The following is a 16,520-nucleotide window of genomic DNA, read 5'->3' as shown; positions in this document are numbered from 1 at the left end:
GGCGCAGCCGACGCGACGAAGGAGCGCCCCTTGACGCCCGGACCGCAACCGCGACACTCAACAGAAAGGGGCGGCCCTCCGACCAGCTAACTTCCGGGCCGCACAGCACCCGGCCCATGCGCTCTGACCCAGACCAGCGGGGCATGAGTCTCAGCCGCTACCCGGCGGGGGCGGACGCCGAGCCGGGCCGAGTCCCCCCATACAGCTGCCGCACGGCACCTGCCCCGGTCTGGTCCGTGGAGCCCCCCGCAGGGCGGACTCCCAGCCCGAGCCGCGACCGCGAACGCTCGACCGTAAGTGGGCCCGCGGCCCTTCGTTCGGCCGCCTCCCCACCCGCAACCGGCGGCCGTCCTCCCGCGTCATTGGGGCATGAAACAGATCGTCCTCATGTCCGATCCGAAGATCGCCGCCATAGCCGTGGCCGAGTGTCACGAGCCGCTTGTCGACGTGCGGTCGCGCGGTGTGCTGCTTGTCGATCTGCGGGAGACCGAGGGGGCTGGGGCGGATCCCGCGTATTTTCCTGGCTCCTTCGCGTATCTGCGCGAAGGCGTCCACGCGCGGCTCGTTCGGGCTCAGGGGCTTCTGCCCGCCGGCCTCCGGCTGTTGTTCATCGAGGGATACCGGCCCCCGGCGTTGCAGCGCCGGTATTTCGACGGGTACGCGGCGCGGCTGCGGGCCGCCGGGCCTGAGTTGTCCGCGCAGCAGGTGCGGGACTCCGCCAGTCGGTTCGTCTCGCCGCCGGAGATCGCTCCGCACAGCGCCGGCGCCGCCGTCGATCTCACCCTCGCCGCCGCCGACGGGCGGGAGGTCGACATGGGGACGGCCGTGGACGCCAATCCCGAGGTCAGTGAGGGCGCCTGTTACACCGCGGCGGACAACATCACACCCGAGGCACGCGCCAACCGCGAGATCCTGTGCGCCGCCCTGACCTCGGCCGGGCTCGTCAACTACCCCACCGAGTGGTGGCACTGGTCCTACGGCGACCGGTACTGGGCCCTCGCCACCGGCGCGCCGCATGCCGTCTACGGGCCGCTGGAGCACGGGCCGCTGGAGATGCCGGAAGGGGCACACAGCGCATGATCGTCTGGCTGAACGGCACCTGCGGCGCCGGAAAGACCACCACCGCCCGTGAACTCGTCCCGCTCATCCCCGAGTCGCGGATCTTCGACTCCGAGTACGTCGGATACATGCTCCAGCACGTGCTGGACACCGTTCCCCACGACGACTTCCAGGAGTGGACGCCCTGGCGCGGCCTCGTCGTCGAGACCGCGGCGCAGCTGCTCGACTACGTCGGCGGCACTCTCGTCGTCCCGCAGACGGTGCTCGTCGAGCAGTACTGGACGGAGATCAGAACCGGCCTGGAGAAGCGGTCGATCCCCGTGCATCACTTCGTGCTGCACACCGAACGCGACACCCTCGTCCACCGCATCGACACCGACGCCAAGGAGGAGAGCCGGAACGCGGGGCCGTGGCGGCACAAGCACCTCACCCCGTACGAGGAGGCCCTGCCCTGGCTGCGTGCGGAGGCCACCGTCCTCGACACGACCAGCCGCACACCCGGCCAAGTCGCGCGCGAGATCAGCCGTTTGACGGCGGCCGCAGCGCGGCAGGCAGCGGGCGGCAGTGGACGACGTCCAGGCGGGACACCGCGCGGGTGAGTGCCACATAGAGCCGGTGCGCGCCGCGGGCCTCCGCCTCCGCGACGGCCGCCGGTTCGGCGAGTACGACGTGGTCGTACTCCAGCCCCTTCGCCGCCGTTGCGGGCAGCACCGTCACCCTGGCGGCGTCGGCGCCGAGTTCGCCCGCCGCGGCCGTACGGATGCCGGCGGCGGCGAGGGCCGTACGCAACCGGTCCGCCTCGGCGGTGTCCGCGATGACGCCGATCGAGCCCTCGTACGTGAGCGCGTCCCGTACGGCGTCGGTCACCCCGCCCGCCAGCGATGTCACATGACGGATCGTCAGCTTTCCGTCACGGCGAAGCGAACGAGCCGCCGGTACGTCGACGTCCAGCGTGGCGAGCAGCCGGTTCGCGAGTTCGAGTACCGCTGCGGGGACCCGGAAGCCGACGGTCAGGGGGACGACGGCGGCGTCCGGTTTGCCGAGATGCGCGAGGAGTCGCGGCCAGGAGGTGGCGGCCCACGGGGTGGTGCCCTGCGCGAGGTCGCCCAGCACCGTCAGTGAACCGAACCGCGCACGCCGGGCGATGGCGCGGCACTCCATCGGCGAGAGGTCCTGCGCCTCGTCGATGACGATGTGCCCGTAGCCCTCGGGGTGTTCGGCGAGACCGGCGAGTTCGTCAAGGAGTATGAGGTCGGCTGCGGACCACCCGCGCGCCCTGGCTGCGCGCGTGGTGCGCGCGGCGCCGCGCCCGCGCCTCGGCCGGTGGACGGCGCGTTGCTCGTCGGGCGTGAGGAGGCCGTCGGACCAGCGCGCCGGGTCGTCGAGCACCTCGGCCAGTACCTCCTCGGGCGTGGTCTTCGGCCAGGCGACGTCCAGGTACGCGGTGACGGTGCGCGAACTGCTCACCCGTTGCGCCCACTTCGCCGGTTTCGGCCCCGACCGCCGTTCCGCCTGGAGCTGGATCACCCGTACGACGCGGCTGCGCACGCGTTCCCGGCCGACGGCGTACGGCGGTGCCTCCTCGCGCACCTCGGCCACGATCCGCGCCAGTTCGTCCAGGCCGATGCGCCAGCGGTACGAGCCGTCGTGGACGGTCACGGGTTCGGTGGGCGCCGAGACCCGCCCGTACAGGGCCCGGTGCAGCACCTCGGCCATGCGCGCGTCGTGTTTGACGACGGCCGCAGCCGGGGTGTCCGCCGTCTCCACGGGGTGGCGGGCGATCTCGTCGGCGACGGTGGACTGGCGGATCCCGATCTCGCCGAGGGCGGGCAGCACTTCGGCGATGTAGGACAGGAACGTGCGGTTCGGCCCGAGGATCAGCAGGCCGCTGCGGCGGATCCGCTGCGGGTAGGTGTAGAGGAGGTACGCGGCGCGGTGCAGGCCGACGGCGGTCTTTCCAGTGCCGGGAGCGCCCTGGACACAGACGGAGTCGGCGAGTTCGGACCGTACGAGTTCGTCCTGCTCGGGCTGGATGGTGGCCGCGATGTCGCGCATCGGGCCGACGCGGGGCCGCTCGATCTCGCCGGTGAGGATGGTGCCGGTGGCTGCGGAGCCACCGACCGCTGCGGAACCACCGACCGTCGCGGACGCACCGACCGTCGCGGACCCGCCGACCGCTGCGGACCCGCCGTCCGCCGTGCCGTCCAACCCGCCGCCTGGCAGCAGCCGTTCGTCTTCGAGGCTGGTCAGATCCTCCGGGTCACCCTTACTCCACGGCGCCCAGCCGAATCTGCGCCGTACGGCCACGCCCTGCGGGTCGGTGGGGCTCGCCCGGTAGAAGGCGCGGGCGACGGGGGCGCGCCAGTCCACCACCAGGGGCGGGGCCGAGGGGTGTTCGGTGATGCGGCGGCGGCCGATGTGGTAGCTCTGACCGCGATGGTTGCCGGTCACGGTCTCTACGGCAGCCTGCCCTGCGGTCGTCCCCGGACCGACCTGCTCCGCGGTCGTCCCCGTACCCGTCTGCGCGAAGTCGAGCCGCCCGAAGAACAGCGGGCTTTCGGGTTCGAGGTGCAACTCCTTGGCGTAGCTGCGCAGATGGCGGCCCAGGACTTCGGCGTCGGCTCCGGAGGCGAAGGCGTTCTCGCCGGTGACGACCTGCTCGTCGGCGTCACTCACCATGCCGAGGTAGGCGGTGCGACAGGTCTCGTGGTAGCTCCGCTCACGGTCGAGAGCGCGGGCAAGATCCCGGTCCGGAGCAGGATCCGGGTCCGGAGCAAGGGCCGGGGCGTGGGCGGGGCCAGGGTCGGGTGCGGTCATTCCGCCAAGAATAACGTAACCAAGTTAAAAGTTTAACTCGGTCACTTTATTTTCCCAGCCCCGTACGCAGCCGCTCGAACGCCACCTCCGCCGCCGCCACCGCGTCCGGATACACCTGCCCGGCCGACTCCCCCGCCGCGATCCGCCGCCAGTTCTCCATCGCGAGGACCCGTAGGACCGCGACGATCTGGCCCGCGTCGAGCCGCCCCTCGATCCCGCCGCCGAGCGCCACGGCCAGCGCATCCTCGGAGCGCTGCTGGTACGCGTACGCCCGCGCGACCAGGCTCGGCGTCCCGTACAGCAGCCGGTGGTACGCGAGCACCTGCTCGTGGTCGTTGAGCCCCGTCACCGGATCGCGCCTGTCGAGCCCCGCGCGGAAGTGGCGCCGCAGCGCTTCGAGCGCGGATACGCCGTCGGGCCGGCCGGCGACGACCCTGGCGGCCTCGTCCTCGTGGTCGGCGACGCGGTGCAGGACGAGGTCTTCCTTCGCGGGAAAGTACCGGAAGAGGGTCGGCTTGGAGACGTCGGCGGCGGCTGCGATCTCGGCGACCGGAACGGCGTCGAAGCCGCGCTCCAGGAAGAGCGCGATCGCCACCTCCGAGATCGCCTCGTAGCGCTGCTGCTTCTTGCGCGCGCGCAGACCGGGCTCGGGGGCGGGGCCGGGACCGAGGTCGGAGCCGACAGCGGCACCGGAGCTGGGACCGGCACCGGAGCTGGAACCGGGAGCCGAGTCAGTCATGGGCCCCCGCATTGCGTACAAGCACCTCGACGCCGCCCATCCGTCCGTCCGTGATCGTCATCCATCCTAGTAATGCCCAGTCCAGTAAGGGCGTAGGACTCCAGTCTGGCGGGCTGCCGCACAGTCCGCCGACGCGTCCCCACCCGCACCGCGTCCGCTAGCGTGCCGCGCCCAGCGCCTGCGTCGTGGCGTGGTAGCGGTTCAGGAGCAGCGGGCGGGCCCAGCGGATCGGCGGCGGGAAGTTGGACAGCATGTCCGGGCGGCCCTGGACCGGGTCCGGGTCCTCCATCAGGCCGATGACCAGGTGCGGCCCGGTGCGCGGGGCGCCGTGCACGACGGCCTTGCGCAGCCGCACGATGTCCGTGTCCGCGACGTACGGCAGCAGCTTCCGCAGGACCGGTTCCTCCAACGCCAGGTGGGCGAGGAGCAGTTCGCCGACCCTGCGGGCCGACGGCAGTGCCGCCTGCGCCGCCGCTGCCCGGTCGGCGCGGTCCGCCCGGTCCCTGCTGCCGTCCAGCGCGGCGAGTGCGTCAACTTCCCTGCTCAGCCTGCGCAGTTCGACGTCGAGCACCAGATGTTCCCGGGTCAGCACGGCCAGTTCGTCGACCGCCGCCGGGCACAGCTCGCGCAGCACCGGCCAGAACAGGTCGTCCTCGATCGTGTGGTGATGATGGACGAACTGGATCATCCAACGTGCCGTCCCCACCAGCGCCTTGACGCCGACCGACTTCTCGTGTGCGAGCCGGTCGAGGGAGCCGGTCACCAGAGCGGTGCCCCGGCGCATGATCGCGTGCACCGCCATCAGCTCGTCGTACATACGCGAGCCTTGGGGCCTCGGTGCTGTTGTGGCCGACATGGTCTGTCCCTTGTCCGTCGGATTCCGACTGCCCGTCGGATCCCGGCTGTTCATCGGATCCCGGCCACCCATCGGATTGCGGCTGCCCGTCGGATCCCTCGTGCCGATCGGGGTCCCGGCCGTCCGCACGATCCCGCGCCGGTTCCGCGATCCCGGACACCCTATCCGGATATCGGACACTTTAGGGGCTTTGCGGCTGTGTGTCCCCCGGTATCCACCCCGTACCGAGAGCGTGGACTCTCGTACCGGGAGCTTGGACCCCCGTACCGAGAGCGTGGACCCCCGCACCGACCACCGGCCGCAGGCGCAGAATGGAGGGCATGACTGAGATCAACGGTTCGATGCCGGATTGGGAGAAGCGCTTCAGGGCGCCTCGCGTATCGCTGCCCGACTGGGCCGAGGACGCACCCGACCGGGCGCTGTTCGTGTCGAACGCGACCGGGACGTACGAGCTGTACGCGTGGGACCGTGCCACCGGGGAGCAGCGACAGGCGACCGACCGGCCGACCGGGACGACGGACGGTGTGCTGTCGCTCGACGGTGAGTGGATCTGGTGGTTCTCCGACACCGACGGGGACGAGTTCGGGGTCTGGATGCGGCAGCCCTTCGGCGGGCAGCAGTCCGCCGACGAGCCGGCCGCCCCCGGCCTCGACCCGTCGTACCCCGCCGGTCTCGCCCTCGGCAGGGACGGCACGGCAGTCGTCGGCCGGTCCACCGACGAGGACGGGTCGACGCTGCACGTCGTACGGCCGGGCGAGGCGCCGCAGGAGATCTACCGGCACCGGGAGTCCGCCGGTGTCGGGGACCTGTCGTACGACGGCTCGCTGCTCGCGATCGAGCACACCGAGCACGGCGACGCCATGCACTCGGCGCTGCGCGTGCTGCGGCTGGACGGCTCCGTCGTCGCCGAACTCGACGACACGGCGGGCGGCACCCGCGAGCTGGGCCTCGAAGTGCTGGGGTTCGCGCCGGTCGAGGGTGACAGCCGGCTGCTCGTCGGCCATCAGCGGCGCGGCCGCTGGGAGCCGGTCGTCTGGAACCCGCTGACCGGTGAGGAGACGGAACTCGCGATCGACCTGCCGGGGGACGTCAGCGCCGAGTGGTATCCGGACGGCTCAGGGCTGCTGATCGTGCACAGCTTCGAGGCGCGCGGCGAGCTGTGGCGGTACGACTTCGCGAAGAGCGCCCTCGTCCAGATCGAGACCCCCGCGGGGTCCGTGTCCGGCGCGACGGCCAGGCCGGACGGGACCGTCGAGTACCTGTGGTCGTCGGCGGCCCGCCCCTCCGAGGTCCGCTCGACGGCGGGCGGTGTCGTGCTCGACGCCCCCGGGTTCGCGGCGCCGCCGTCCGTGCCGGTCGAGGACGCCTGGGTCGAGGGGCCAGGCGGCCGGGTGCACGCGCTGGTGCAGCGGCCGGCCGGCGAGGGTCCCTTCCCGACGGTCTTCGAGATCCACGGCGGCCCCACCTGGCACGACAGTGACGCGTTCGCGGCGGGCCCCGCCGCCTGGGTCGACCACGGATACGCGGTCGTCCGGGTCAACTACCGCGGCTCGACGGGCTACGGGCGCGAGTGGACCGACGCGCTCAAGCACCGGGTCGGTCTGATCGAGCTGGAAGACATCGCGGCGGTACGGGAATGGGCGGTGTCCTCGGGCCTCGCCGACCCGGCGAAGCTGGTCCTGGCCGGCGGGTCGTGGGGCGGCTATCTGACGCTGCTGGGCGTCGGCACCCAGCCGGACGCCTGGGCGGTCGGCCTGGCCGCCGTACCGGTCGCCGACTACGTGACGGCGTACCACGACGAGATGGAGGCCCTGAAGGCGATGGACCGCACGCTGCTCGGCGGTACGCCCGAGGAGGTGCCCGAGCGGTTCGAGGCGTCGTCGCCGCTGACGTACGTGGACGCGGTGCGCGCGCCGGTCTACATCTCGGCCGGGCTCAACGACCCGCGCTGCCCGATCCAGCAGGTGGAGAACTACGTGGACCGGCTGGCCGCGCGCGGCGCGGTCCACGAGGTGTACCGGTACGACGCGGGGCACGGCTCGCTGGTGGTGGAGGAGCGGATCAAGCAGGTACGGCTTGAGCTGGACTTCGCCGGCCGGCACCTCCGGTAGGCGGCCTGCCCAGGAGAAGCAGGAGAAGCAGGAGAAGGAAGAAGGGCGGGCGGCCCCCCGGCCGTCCGCCCTTCCGCTTTGTGAGCCGACTGCCGGGTGCCGGATGTCGGCTGCCCGACTCTCGGCTGCCCGGCAGTCGGCTGCCGCGCTCCTGGCTGCCCGGCTGTTGGCTGCCGCGCTCCCGGCTGCCCGGCTGCCCGGCTGCCGGATTACGTGACGGTCCCCAGCCCCGTCGTGCCCGGCCCCGTCGTCCTCAGCCCAGTAAGGTCCAGCCTGCTCAGCCGCGCCGGGTCCGCCAGGATGTCGATCTCGGTGATCTTTCCGTCCCTGACGACGAAGGCCGCCAGCGACAGCGGACGTTGCTGCGCGTCGACCGCGACCAGGCCAGGGGCGCCGTTGACGAGCACCGGCCGGGTGACCTGGGCGAGCCGCCGGAAGGTGAGCGCCTGCTCGCTCACGGCGCGCGCCCCGCGCACCACCTTCGACGCCCACGCGCCCGCGGCCGGCGCACCCACCCCCGCCGCATCTCCCGCCGGCGCGTCTCCCGTCGGCCCGCCGACGTCGACCCGCAGCACCACGTCCGGGTCGAGGAGGGCCAGCAGCCCCTCGAAGTCGCCGCCGCGTGAGGCGGCGAGGAACGCGTCCACCACCTCACGTCCGCGCGCCGGGTCCGACTCCGGGGCCTGGGCCGGTTCGCTCCCCGTCCCCCGCACCCGGCGGCGGCCCCGGCTCGCGAGCTGGCGCGCCGCCGCAGGGGTGCGGTCCACGATGGGCGCGATCTCGTCGAACGGCATGCCGAACATGTCGTGCAGGACGAACGCGAGCCGCTCGGCGGGCGGCAGCGCTTCGAGCACCACCAGCAGCGCGAGACCGACCGAGTCCGCCAGCAGCGCCTCGTGCTCGGGATCGGCGCCCTCCGTACCGCTGACGATCGGATCGGGGACGTACACGTCCAGCGGATCCTCCCGGCGCGACCTGCGCGTACGAAGCATGTCCAGGCACACCCGCCCGACGACCGTCGTCAGCCAGCCGGTCAGATTCTCGACCTTCCGGGTGTCGCTCCCGCTGAGCCGCAGCCACGCCTCCTGTACGGCGTCGTCGGCCTCGCTCAGCGAGCCGAGCATCCGGTAGGCCACGGCCCGCAGATGGGCGCGGTCTGCCTCGAAGCGCTCCGCCAGGAATACCTCGTCCTCTGCCACCTCGTTGTCCTCCACACAGACATGACGGACGCCGACCCGAGAATGTGACATGTGCGCGCCGACGCGGCGTCGGGAAAGGGACCCGGGCCCGGACCACGGGCGGGCGCTGCGTACCGTGGAGGTGTGTACCGGTTCCTGCTGACCCCCCGTTGGTGGGGGATCAATGTCTTCACGCTGCTGGCGATCCCCGTCTGTATCTTCATGGGGACCTGGCAGCTCAGCCGGTTCGAGGACCGCGTCGCCAGCCACGACGCCGCCGAGAACCGCCCGGACCCGGCGAGCCGCGCGGCGGAGCCGCTGGCCTCGCTGCTGCCCGTCGACCAGAACACCTCCGGGCGGCACGCCGAGGCAAGGGGCCGTTACGCCCAGCAGTTCCTGGTGCCCGACCGGCAACTGGACGGCAAGGACGGCTCGTACGTCCTGACGATGCTGCGCACCGACGGCGGCAAGGCCCTGCCCGTCGTACGCGGCTGGCTGCCCGCCGGCCGGCGCGCGCCCGCGCCCCCGAAGGGCGAAGTGAGCGTGACGGGCGCGCTCCAGGCGTCCGAGACCACCGGCAGCGACGGGGTGCGGGCGGGCGGCGGGCTGCCGGCCGGGCAGATCGGCATGATCAGCGCGGCTTCGCTGGTCAACGTCGTGCCGTACGGCGTCTACGACGCGTGGATCACGGTGAGCCGGTCGTCCGACGGGCTGCGGGCCGTGCCGGCCGCCGCGCCGCAGAACACCGGGCTCGACCTCAAGGCGTTCCAGAACCTGGGGTACACCGGCGAGTGGTTCGTCTTCGCGGGCTTCGTGCTCTTCATGTGGTTCCGGCTGCTGCGCCGTGAGGCGGAGGCGGCGAAGGACCACGCGCTGGGCCTGGACCTCGGTGCGGGTCCCGATCCGGGCCCTGATCCTGACGACACCGGCGACACGGACAGCACCGACGACACCCACAGCACCGAAGACCGCGACGGCAGCGACGACACCCACGGCACCGACGGCTCAGAACCCGACCGTCACGAGGCGTCCAGGACGCCCGTCTTGTAGATCGTGCCCGCGCACGCGTTGGGGATCTCCGCCTCGGCGATCGGCTCGCCCGGCGCCGCCGAGTGCTCCACCATCACCGTGCCCGGCTCCGTACCGCCGTCGTCCCTGCCGCCGAGCTGGCTCGTCACCGCGGCGGTGTTCGCCGTCCCGCCGCCGGAGCCGCCTCCCGTACCCGCACCCGGGTCCGTGACCGGTCCGGGGCCCGTGCCGCCGTCGGAGCCGCCGACCGCGCCGTTGTTCTCGCCACCGCCGCCCGCCGGGCCGTCCGTCGACTGGGAGGGGTCGGGGGACTCGTTCTGCGTGGGACAGGTGTCGGACGGCACCCAGGCGAACTTCACCTCGTACGCCGTGGCGGGTGCCAGCAGGAGCGTCGTGGTCTGCTGGGAAGGGGCGGGCAGCTGGGTCGCCGCGTCGCCCGAAGCGTGCTCCACGACATTGATCTTGCTGGCGTCGGCGGCGCCGCCCGCCTTGAAACCGATCGCCCCCGCGCCGCTGACCGCGCAGTCGCTGCTGGAGACGTTGGACACGCGGAAGGTGCCGTAGACCGTGCCGTTGGCCTCCGGCGGGCCCGCCTCGGCGACGGTGACGGCGAGCTGGCTCGGCTCACAGGTCGGCGAGTCGACGGCGAAGCTGTCCGCCGGGCCCGTGCTGTCGTCCGTACCGTTGCTCGCCGCGCCCGAAGCGGCTTCGTCGCCCGGGGAGAGCGTGCTGGACGGATCGCCGTCACCGGAGGGATCGTCGTCCGTGGGCTGCCCCGACTGCTTCTCGGTTCCTGCGGAGTCGGTGCCGGGGCCCGTACCGCCCTGCGTCTCGTCGTGTCCCGCGTTGACGGAACGGCCGTTCGACGTGCCGCCCGAGTTGGCGACATGGATGAACGCGGGGATCGCGGTACCGCACAGCAGGACGGCGGCGACGGCGCCGACGACGGCCTGGCGCTTCCTGGCCCGCCGGTTGGGCACGGCCGTACGCAGGTGTTGCAGCGCGTCCTCGGACGGCTCCAGGTCCTGTACGGCGGTGTGGAACAGCAGGCGCAGCGCCGACTCGTCGGCTTCGGTCCCACCGAGTCCGATGGTGCTGACGCCGCTCACGCTGCGGACGCGGGTCCCGTCCGCGCGGTCCGCGGCACTGCCGTCACTGCCGTCACTGCCGTCACCGCTGGCACTGTCGCCGCTGCCGTCACCGCCGTCGCGACTGTCACCATCGGCGGCAGCGGCGTTCCCGGCAGCGTCGGCGCCGGGGTCTTCGACCTGGCTGGCCGCATCGGCCTCCGCGTTCGCACGCCCGTCAAGGCCGCTCGGCTCTTTCTCCGGCCCGTTGTCCACTGTTCCGTTCCTACTCGCGTCATCCAGCGGCCCGTCAGGACCCTCGGGCCCGTTCCTGCTGTGGCCACTCATGTCGTGGCCTCCATGGCGACGCGGAGCGCCGCTATGCCCCGCGAGCCGTACGCCTTCACGGAACCCAGGGATATCCCGAGCGTCTTGGCGACCTGCGCCTCGGTCATGTCGGCGAAGTACCGCAGGACCAGCACCTCTCGCTGCCTGCGTTGCAGCCCGCGCATCGCCTTGATCAGCGCGTCCCGCTCCAACTGGTCGTAAGCACCCTCCTCGGCGCTCGCCATGTCCGGCATCGGCTTGGACAGCAGCTTGAGTCCGAGGATGCGGCGGCGCAGCGCCGAGCGGGAGAGGTTCACCACCGTCTGCCGCAGATACGCCAGCGTCTTCTCGGGTTCGCGCACGCGGTTGCGCGCGGAGTGCACCCGGATGAAGGCCTCTTGGACCACGTCCTCGCAGGAGGCCGTGTCGTCGAGCAGGAGCGCGGCGAGACCCAGCAGCGACCGGTAGTGGGCGCGGTAGGTCTCGGTGAGGTGATCGACAGTGGTGCCTGCGGCCATCGTGTCGTCAGCACCGTCGCGTTGGGACGGTATGTGCGTGGGCCGGGCGGCGGGCACAGGAGCGATCACCGGCATACCGCCGGCCGGGCGGGGCCGCCGGAGCGGGCGCACCGTAGCACCGCGTACGGGGCTGAGCACGGGGCCGATCGCGCCGCGTACCGGGCCGATCGCGCCGCGTACGGGGCCGATAGCCGTGATGTCGAGAACCTCTGCTGCCACGCCTGTTTGACACACTTCCCCCCGTCAGGGTTGTACGCGCACGTCGCGGCATTTGACGCTGCACCCTTTGGCCCCATGTGCACCCGATCTCCCCCAATGCCCCATATTTGCGTCACCGAACGGGGTGACCGCATAGACGCTTTGCCGCCGCCCGGCGGTTGCAGCGCTTACACAGAAAGGCCGGTCTGCATCGTCGGACACGACGACGTCCCAGTTCAAGTGGTACAGACCAGCGATTTGCTCACAGGGCGTGCACAGATCCTACAAAGAGTTCCGAAAGGCCTTACGCCGTCGTGCCGGTGACGTTCAGCCGGTGGGCCTGGTGGCCCGTTCGGCCGCCACGGCCTCGGCGATCTGCGCGATGTTCAGCGCGGCGCCCTTACGGAGGTTGTCGCCGCAGACGAACAGCTCAAGTGCCCTCGGATCGTCCAGACTTCGGCGGACCCGGCCCACCCAGGTCGGGTCCGTGCCCACCACGTCGGCGGGGGTCGGGAAGTCGCCCGCCGCCGGGTTGTCGAAGAGCACGACGCCCGGTGAGGTCGCCAGGATCTCGTGCGCCCTGTCCACCGTCACCTCGTGCTCGAAACGGGCGTGCACGGCGACCGAGTGCGTCGTGATCACCGGCACCTGGACGCAGGTGGCCGTCACCGCCAGTTCGGGCAGGTCCAGCACCTTGCGGGTCTCCTGCCGGATGCCCGTCTCCTCGGACGACCAGCCGCCGTCCTGGAGCGTGCCGGACCACGGCACCACGTTGAGCGCGAGCGGCCCGGAGAAGGGCCCTGTGGTGTCGCCGACGGCGCGCCGCACATCGCCGGGGTTCGTGCCCAGCTTCGTACCGGCCACGACCGACAGCTGGCCGCGCAGCGCGTCCACGCCGTCCTGCCCCGCCGCGCTGACCGCCTGGTACGAGGAGACGACCAGCTCGCGCAGGCCGAACTCGGCGTGCAGCGCGCCCACGGACACGATCATGGCGAGCGTCGTGCAGCCGGGGCTGGCGATGATGCCGCGTGGCCGGGACCTGACGGCGTGCGGATTCAGCTCCGGCACGACCAGCGGGACCTCGGGGTCCGCACGGAAGGCCGCCGAGTTGTCCACGACGACGGCGCCCTTGGCCGCCGCGATCGGCGCCCAGTGGGCGGCCACCGCGTCCGGTACGAGGAAGAGGGCGACGTCGACGCCCTCCAGCGCCTCTTCCGTCAGCCCGAGCACCTCGGTCTGCTCGCCCCGTACGGACAGCTTGCGGCCGTCCGTACGGGGTGAGGCGATCAGCCGGATGTCGCCCCAGACGTCGGCGTGCTGGGACAGGATCTGGAGCATGACGGCGCCGACAGCCCCGGTCGCACCGACGACCGCGAGTGCCGGCCTGCCGGTCATCGTCCGCTGCCCCCGTAGACAACGGCCTCGTCGGAGTCGCTGTCGAGCCCGAAGGCGGTGTGGACGGCGCGTACGGCCTCGCTCACCTCGTCGGCGCGCGTGACCACGGAGATCCGGATCTCGGACGTCGAGATCAGCTCGATGTTCACCCCGGCGTCGGACAGCGCCTCGAAGAACCCGGCCGTGACGCCCGGGTTGGTCTTCATACCGGCGCCGACGAGCGAGATCTTGGCGATCTGGTCGTCGTAGCGCAGCGAGGTGAAGCCGACGGCCGCCTTCGTACGCTCCAGCGCGTCGACGGCCTTGCGGCCCTCGGTCTTGGGGAGCGTGAACGAGATGTCGGTCAGCCCTGTCGCGGCCGCGGAGACGTTCTGCACGACCATGTCGATGTTGATCTGGTTGTCGGCGATGGCGCGGAAGATCTTCGCGGCCTCGCCCGGCTTGTCGGGGACACCGACGACCGTGATCTTCGCCTCGGAGGTGTCATGGGCGACACCGGAGATGATGGCCTGCTCCACCGTGCGGTCCCCTTGTGGCTCGTTGCTGACCCACGTGCCCTGCAGTCCCGAGAAGGACGAGCGGACATGGATCGGGATGTTGTAGCGGCGTGCGTACTCCACGCACCGGTGCAGCAGCACCTTGGAGCCGGAGCTGGCGAGCTCCAGCATGTCCTCGAAGGAGATCCAGTCGATCTTCTGGGCCTTCTTGACGACCCGGGGGTCGGCGGTGAAGACGCCGTCCACATCTGTATAGATCTCGCAGACCTCGGCGTCCAGGGCCGCGGCGAGCGCGACGGCCGTGGTGTCCGAGCCGCCACGGCCCAGCGTGGTGATGTCCTTCTTGTCCTGGGACACGCCCTGGAAGCCCGCGACGATGGCGATGTTGCCCTCATCGAGCGCCGTACGGATCCGGCCCGGCGTGACATCGATGATGCGCGCTTTGTTGTGGACCGAGTCGGTGATGACACCCGCCTGGCTGCCGGTGAAGGACTGGGCCTCATGGCCCAGATTGGCGATCGCCATGGCCAGCAGCGCCATGGAGATACGCTCTCCCGCGGTCAGCAGCATGTCGAACTCACGCCCGGCAGGGATCGGCGATACCTGCTCGGCGAGATCGATCAACTCGTCCGTCGTGTCACCCATCGCCGACACCACGACGACCACCTGATGGCCGGTCTTCTTGGCGTCCACGATCCGCTTGGCGACCCGCTTGATGCCCTCGGCATCGGCTACGGAGGAGCCTCCGTACTTCTGCACGACAAGGCCCACGTGCGCTCCTCGCTCGATCCATTTGATGCGGTCGTCTCAGTTTAACGAGCGGCCGCACGACGCCTCTGATGTATCACATGATGAGATGTCCCGCTCACTCCGTGATCACCGGACGCCGCATGCGGCCGCTCGGACGGTATCCATGCCCCGGCTCACGTCACACACACGAAACGTAAGCCACGTCACAGCCGTGCCGGGCACAATGGAAGGTGTCCGGACCCCCGCCTCGGATCCCCCGGCTCGGACCTGGGCGCCCGGAGCCCGACAAGGGCGGCCAGGGCCGCCGGTGAGGATTGTGATGCGGAAAATCGTCCTGCAGATGTCGGTGTCCCTCGACGGGTTCTTCGAGGGGCCCGAGCGGCAGATCGACTGGCACATGGTCGACGAGGAGCTGGCCGCCCATTTCAACGACGAGCTGCGGACCATGGGCGGCTTCCTGGACGGGCGGATCACCTGGGAGCTGATGGCGTCCTACTGGCCCACCGCCGACGCCGACCCCGACAGCAGCCCGGCGACGGCCGAGTTCGCGCGGATCTGGCGGGACATGCCGAAGGTCGTCTACTCCACGACGCTGGACCATGCCGACTGGAACACCACCGTCGAGCGGGAGGTCGATCCCGACGCGGTCCGGGCCCTCAAGGCGCAGCCGGGCGGTGACCTCGCCGTCGGCGGGGCGCGGCTGGCGGAGGCCTTCCGGCAGTACGACCTGATCGACGAGTACCGCATCTATGTGCACCCGGTCCTCATCGGGCGGGGCACCCCGCTGTTCCGTCCTTCGGACGCGGCGGTGACCGAGCTGCGGCTGAGCGAGACGCGGACCTTCGGGAACGGGGTCGTGCTGCTGCGGCACGAGCGACTCACGTGACGCCTGGGAGACGGGCCGGTCGCTGTGCGGGGAGACCGGCCGGCGGACCTGGCGGCGGACCCGTCGGCGGGCCGGGCGGCGGACTCGTCGGCGGGCCGGTCGCCGGACTCGTCGCCGGACCGGAGAGCGCTCTCCGCCCGCTGTAAAGTGCAGCCATGAAAAGAGAGTCGGACGCGCAGGCCGGCGGGCCCACGCTGGAGGATGTGGCGCGGGCCGCAGGAGTGTCGCGGGCGACCGTCTCGCGGGTCATCAACGGCATCCGCAACGTCGACCCCGCGATCCAGCAGACCGTGCGCCAGGCCGTCGCCGCCACTGGGTACGCGCCGAACCGCGCCGCCAGATCGCTCGTCACCCGGCGCGCCGAGATCATCGCCCTGGTGGTGTCAGGGGCGGGCGACGCCTCGGAGGCCGGCCAGAACGCCTTCGCCTCACGGGTGTTCGCCGACCCGTTCTTCGGCCGGGTGGCCAGCGGCGTCATCGGCTATCTGCGGCCCCGCTCCATGCATCCGGTGCTGATGTTCGCCGAGACCTCGGCCGCCCGTGAGCAGGTCGTCAACTTCCTGCGGCAGGGCAGCGCCGACGGCGCGCTGATCGTCTCCACGCACGCCGAGGACCCGCTGCCCGCGATGGTCGCCGAAGCGGGCCTGCCCGCCGTGCTGTTCGCCCGCCCCGCCGGCCGCGTACCGATCAGTTACGTGGACCTCGCGCACCAGGACGGCGCGCGACTGGCCACCGAGCATCTGCTGGCGCGCGGCTGCCGGCGGCTGGTGACGATCGCAGGACCGCAGGACGTCGCGGCGGGCCACGACCGGCTGACCGGCTTCCAGGACGCGATGGCGCGGCACGGCTACCCGTACACCCCGGTGGCCGAGGCGGACTTCACGCTGCGCGGCGGCGAGGAGGCGATGGCCGCCCTGCTCGCGCAGGAGCCCGACCTGGACGGTGTGTTCGCCGCCAACGACCTGATGGCGCAGGGCGCTTGCGTGGTGCTGCGCGAGCGCGGCCGACGGGTCCCCGAGGACGTCGCCGTCGTCGGCTTCGACGACAGCTCGGTGGCGGCCGCCGCCCGGCCGGCGCTGACCACCGTGCGGCA

General features: G+C 71.6%; 13 protein-coding genes and 1 pseudogene. 6 read left to right on the top strand and 8 right to left on the bottom strand.

The window, feature by feature from the left end; genetic code table 11:
• The first annotated feature begins 369 nt into the window (after nt 1-369).
• Together HY68_RS12225 and HY68_RS12220 are read left to right on the top strand one after the other, a co-directional pair.
• Nucleotides 370-1,080 (top strand): M15 family metallopeptidase, encoded by a 711-nt coding sequence (locus tag HY68_RS12225; protein WP_041987970.1) that lies wholly within the window; start codon nt 370-372, stop codon nt 1,078-1,080.
• Nucleotides 1,077-1,658 carry an AAA family ATPase gene (locus tag HY68_RS12220; RefSeq protein ID WP_041987967.1) on the top strand — a complete coding sequence of 194 codons (582 nt, stop codon included), beginning with the start codon at nt 1,077-1,079 and terminating at the stop codon, nt 1,656-1,658. Before HY68_RS12225 ends, HY68_RS12220 begins: the two co-directional genes overlap by 4 nt.
• Here HY68_RS12220 and HY68_RS12215 read toward each other — a convergent pair.
• The 3 genes from HY68_RS12215 to HY68_RS12205 form a co-directional block, all read right to left on the bottom strand.
• On the bottom strand, nt 1,579-3,738 hold the full coding sequence (locus tag HY68_RS12215; RefSeq protein ID WP_241778763.1) for an ATP-binding domain-containing protein: 2,160 nt from the start codon (nt 3,736-3,738) through the stop codon (nt 1,579-1,581). The two genes, HY68_RS12220 and HY68_RS12215, sit on opposite strands and share 80 nt — an antisense overlap.
• 184 nt (nt 3,739-3,922) lie before the next feature.
• Nucleotides 3,923-4,615: a TetR/AcrR family transcriptional regulator gene (locus HY68_RS12210; RefSeq protein WP_078863565.1), complete on the bottom strand. Its 693-nt coding sequence runs from the start codon at nt 4,613-4,615 to the stop codon at nt 3,923-3,925.
• Nucleotides 4,616-4,772: 157 nt separating this feature from the next.
• The gene (locus HY68_RS12205) at nt 4,773-5,471 is read right to left on the bottom strand and encodes a hemerythrin domain-containing protein (protein WP_041995844.1); all 699 of its coding nucleotides are present in this window, start codon (nt 5,469-5,471) and stop codon (nt 4,773-4,775) included.
• A gap of 311 nt (nt 5,472-5,782) precedes the next feature.
• On the opposite strand from HY68_RS12205, the gene HY68_RS12200 reads away from it, so the two are divergent.
• The gene (locus tag HY68_RS12200; RefSeq protein ID WP_041987961.1) at nt 5,783-7,582 is read left to right on the top strand and encodes a prolyl oligopeptidase family serine peptidase; all 1,800 of its coding nucleotides are present in this window, start codon (nt 5,783-5,785) and stop codon (nt 7,580-7,582) included.
• Nucleotides 7,583-7,791: 209 nt separating this feature from the next.
• On the opposite strand, the gene HY68_RS12195 is transcribed toward HY68_RS12200, so the two are convergent.
• Nucleotides 7,792-8,781 carry a sigma-70 family RNA polymerase sigma factor gene (locus tag HY68_RS12195; protein ID WP_241778550.1) on the bottom strand — a complete coding sequence of 330 codons (990 nt, stop codon included), beginning with the start codon at nt 8,779-8,781 and terminating at the stop codon, nt 7,792-7,794.
• Between the two features lie 123 nt (nt 8,782-8,904).
• Here HY68_RS12195 and HY68_RS12190 point away from each other — a divergent pair, with 123 nt between their 5' ends.
• Nucleotides 8,905-9,810: an SURF1 family protein gene (locus HY68_RS12190; RefSeq protein ID WP_078863563.1), complete on the top strand. Its 906-nt coding sequence runs from the start codon at nt 8,905-8,907 to the stop codon at nt 9,808-9,810.
• Here the strand turns inward: HY68_RS12190 and HY68_RS12185 are convergent.
• The 4 genes from HY68_RS12185 to HY68_RS12170 form a co-directional block, all read right to left on the bottom strand.
• Nucleotides 9,780-11,132: a hypothetical protein gene (locus tag HY68_RS12185; RefSeq protein WP_241778549.1), complete on the bottom strand. Its 1,353-nt coding sequence runs from the start codon at nt 11,130-11,132 to the stop codon at nt 9,780-9,782. The genes HY68_RS12190 and HY68_RS12185 overlap by 31 nt on opposite strands.
• Before the next feature lie 68 nt (nt 11,133-11,200).
• Complete coding sequence (locus HY68_RS12180; RefSeq protein WP_041995834.1) at nt 11,201-11,776, bottom strand: SigE family RNA polymerase sigma factor; 576 nt, start codon at nt 11,774-11,776, stop codon at nt 11,201-11,203.
• A gap of 450 nt (nt 11,777-12,226) precedes the next feature.
• Nucleotides 12,227-13,294 carry an aspartate-semialdehyde dehydrogenase gene (locus HY68_RS12175; RefSeq protein WP_041987955.1) on the bottom strand — a complete coding sequence of 356 codons (1,068 nt, stop codon included), beginning with the start codon at nt 13,292-13,294 and terminating at the stop codon, nt 12,227-12,229.
• Nucleotides 13,291-14,562, bottom strand: a complete 1,272-nt coding sequence (locus HY68_RS12170; protein ID WP_041987952.1) for an aspartate kinase — start codon at nt 14,560-14,562, stop codon at nt 13,291-13,293. The genes HY68_RS12175 and HY68_RS12170 overlap by 4 nt, the downstream gene beginning before the upstream one ends.
• A gap of 298 nt (nt 14,563-14,860) precedes the next feature.
• Between HY68_RS12170 and HY68_RS12165 the strand changes: the two genes are divergently transcribed.
• The gene (locus HY68_RS12165; RefSeq protein ID WP_041987949.1) at nt 14,861-15,427 is read left to right on the top strand and encodes a dihydrofolate reductase family protein; all 567 of its coding nucleotides are present in this window, start codon (nt 14,861-14,863) and stop codon (nt 15,425-15,427) included.
• 155 nt (nt 15,428-15,582) lie between these two features.
• Nucleotides 15,583-16,520, top strand: a pseudogene (locus HY68_RS12160) (LacI family DNA-binding transcriptional regulator); the annotation flags it as partial.

It is taken from the genome of Streptomyces sp. AcH 505 (assembly GCF_000818175.1).
Lineage (GTDB): Bacteria > Actinomycetota > Actinomycetes > Streptomycetales > Streptomycetaceae > Streptomyces.
This window is presented reverse-complemented; position numbering and strand designations above follow the sequence as displayed.

Excerpts from the sequence above, each read along its gene's own strand:
- HY68_RS12225 (WP_041987970.1), top strand. The coding sequence starts at position 370 with ATGAAACAGATCGTCCTCATGTCCGATCCGAAGATCGCCGCCATAGCC.
- HY68_RS12220 (WP_041987967.1), top strand. The coding sequence starts at position 1,077 with ATGATCGTCTGGCTGAACGGCACCTGCGGCGCCGGAAAGACCACCACC.
- HY68_RS12215 (WP_241778763.1), bottom strand. The coding sequence starts at position 3,738 with ATGGTGAGTGACGCCGACGAGCAGGTCGTCACCGGCGAGAACGCCTTC.
- HY68_RS12210 (WP_078863565.1), bottom strand. The coding sequence starts at position 4,615 with ATGACTGACTCGGCTCCCGGTTCCAGCTCCGGTGCCGGTCCCAGCTCC.
- HY68_RS12205 (WP_041995844.1), bottom strand. The coding sequence starts at position 5,471 with ATGTCGGCCACAACAGCACCGAGGCCCCAAGGCTCGCGTATGTACGAC.
- HY68_RS12200 (WP_041987961.1), top strand. The coding sequence starts at position 5,783 with ATGGAGGGCATGACTGAGATCAACGGTTCGATGCCGGATTGGGAGAAG.
- HY68_RS12180 (WP_041995834.1), bottom strand. The coding sequence starts at position 11,776 with ATGCCGGTGATCGCTCCTGTGCCCGCCGCCCGGCCCACGCACATACCG.
- HY68_RS12175 (WP_041987955.1), bottom strand. The coding sequence starts at position 13,294 with ATGACCGGCAGGCCGGCACTCGCGGTCGTCGGTGCGACCGGGGCTGTC.
- HY68_RS12165 (WP_041987949.1), top strand. The coding sequence starts at position 14,861 with ATGCGGAAAATCGTCCTGCAGATGTCGGTGTCCCTCGACGGGTTCTTC.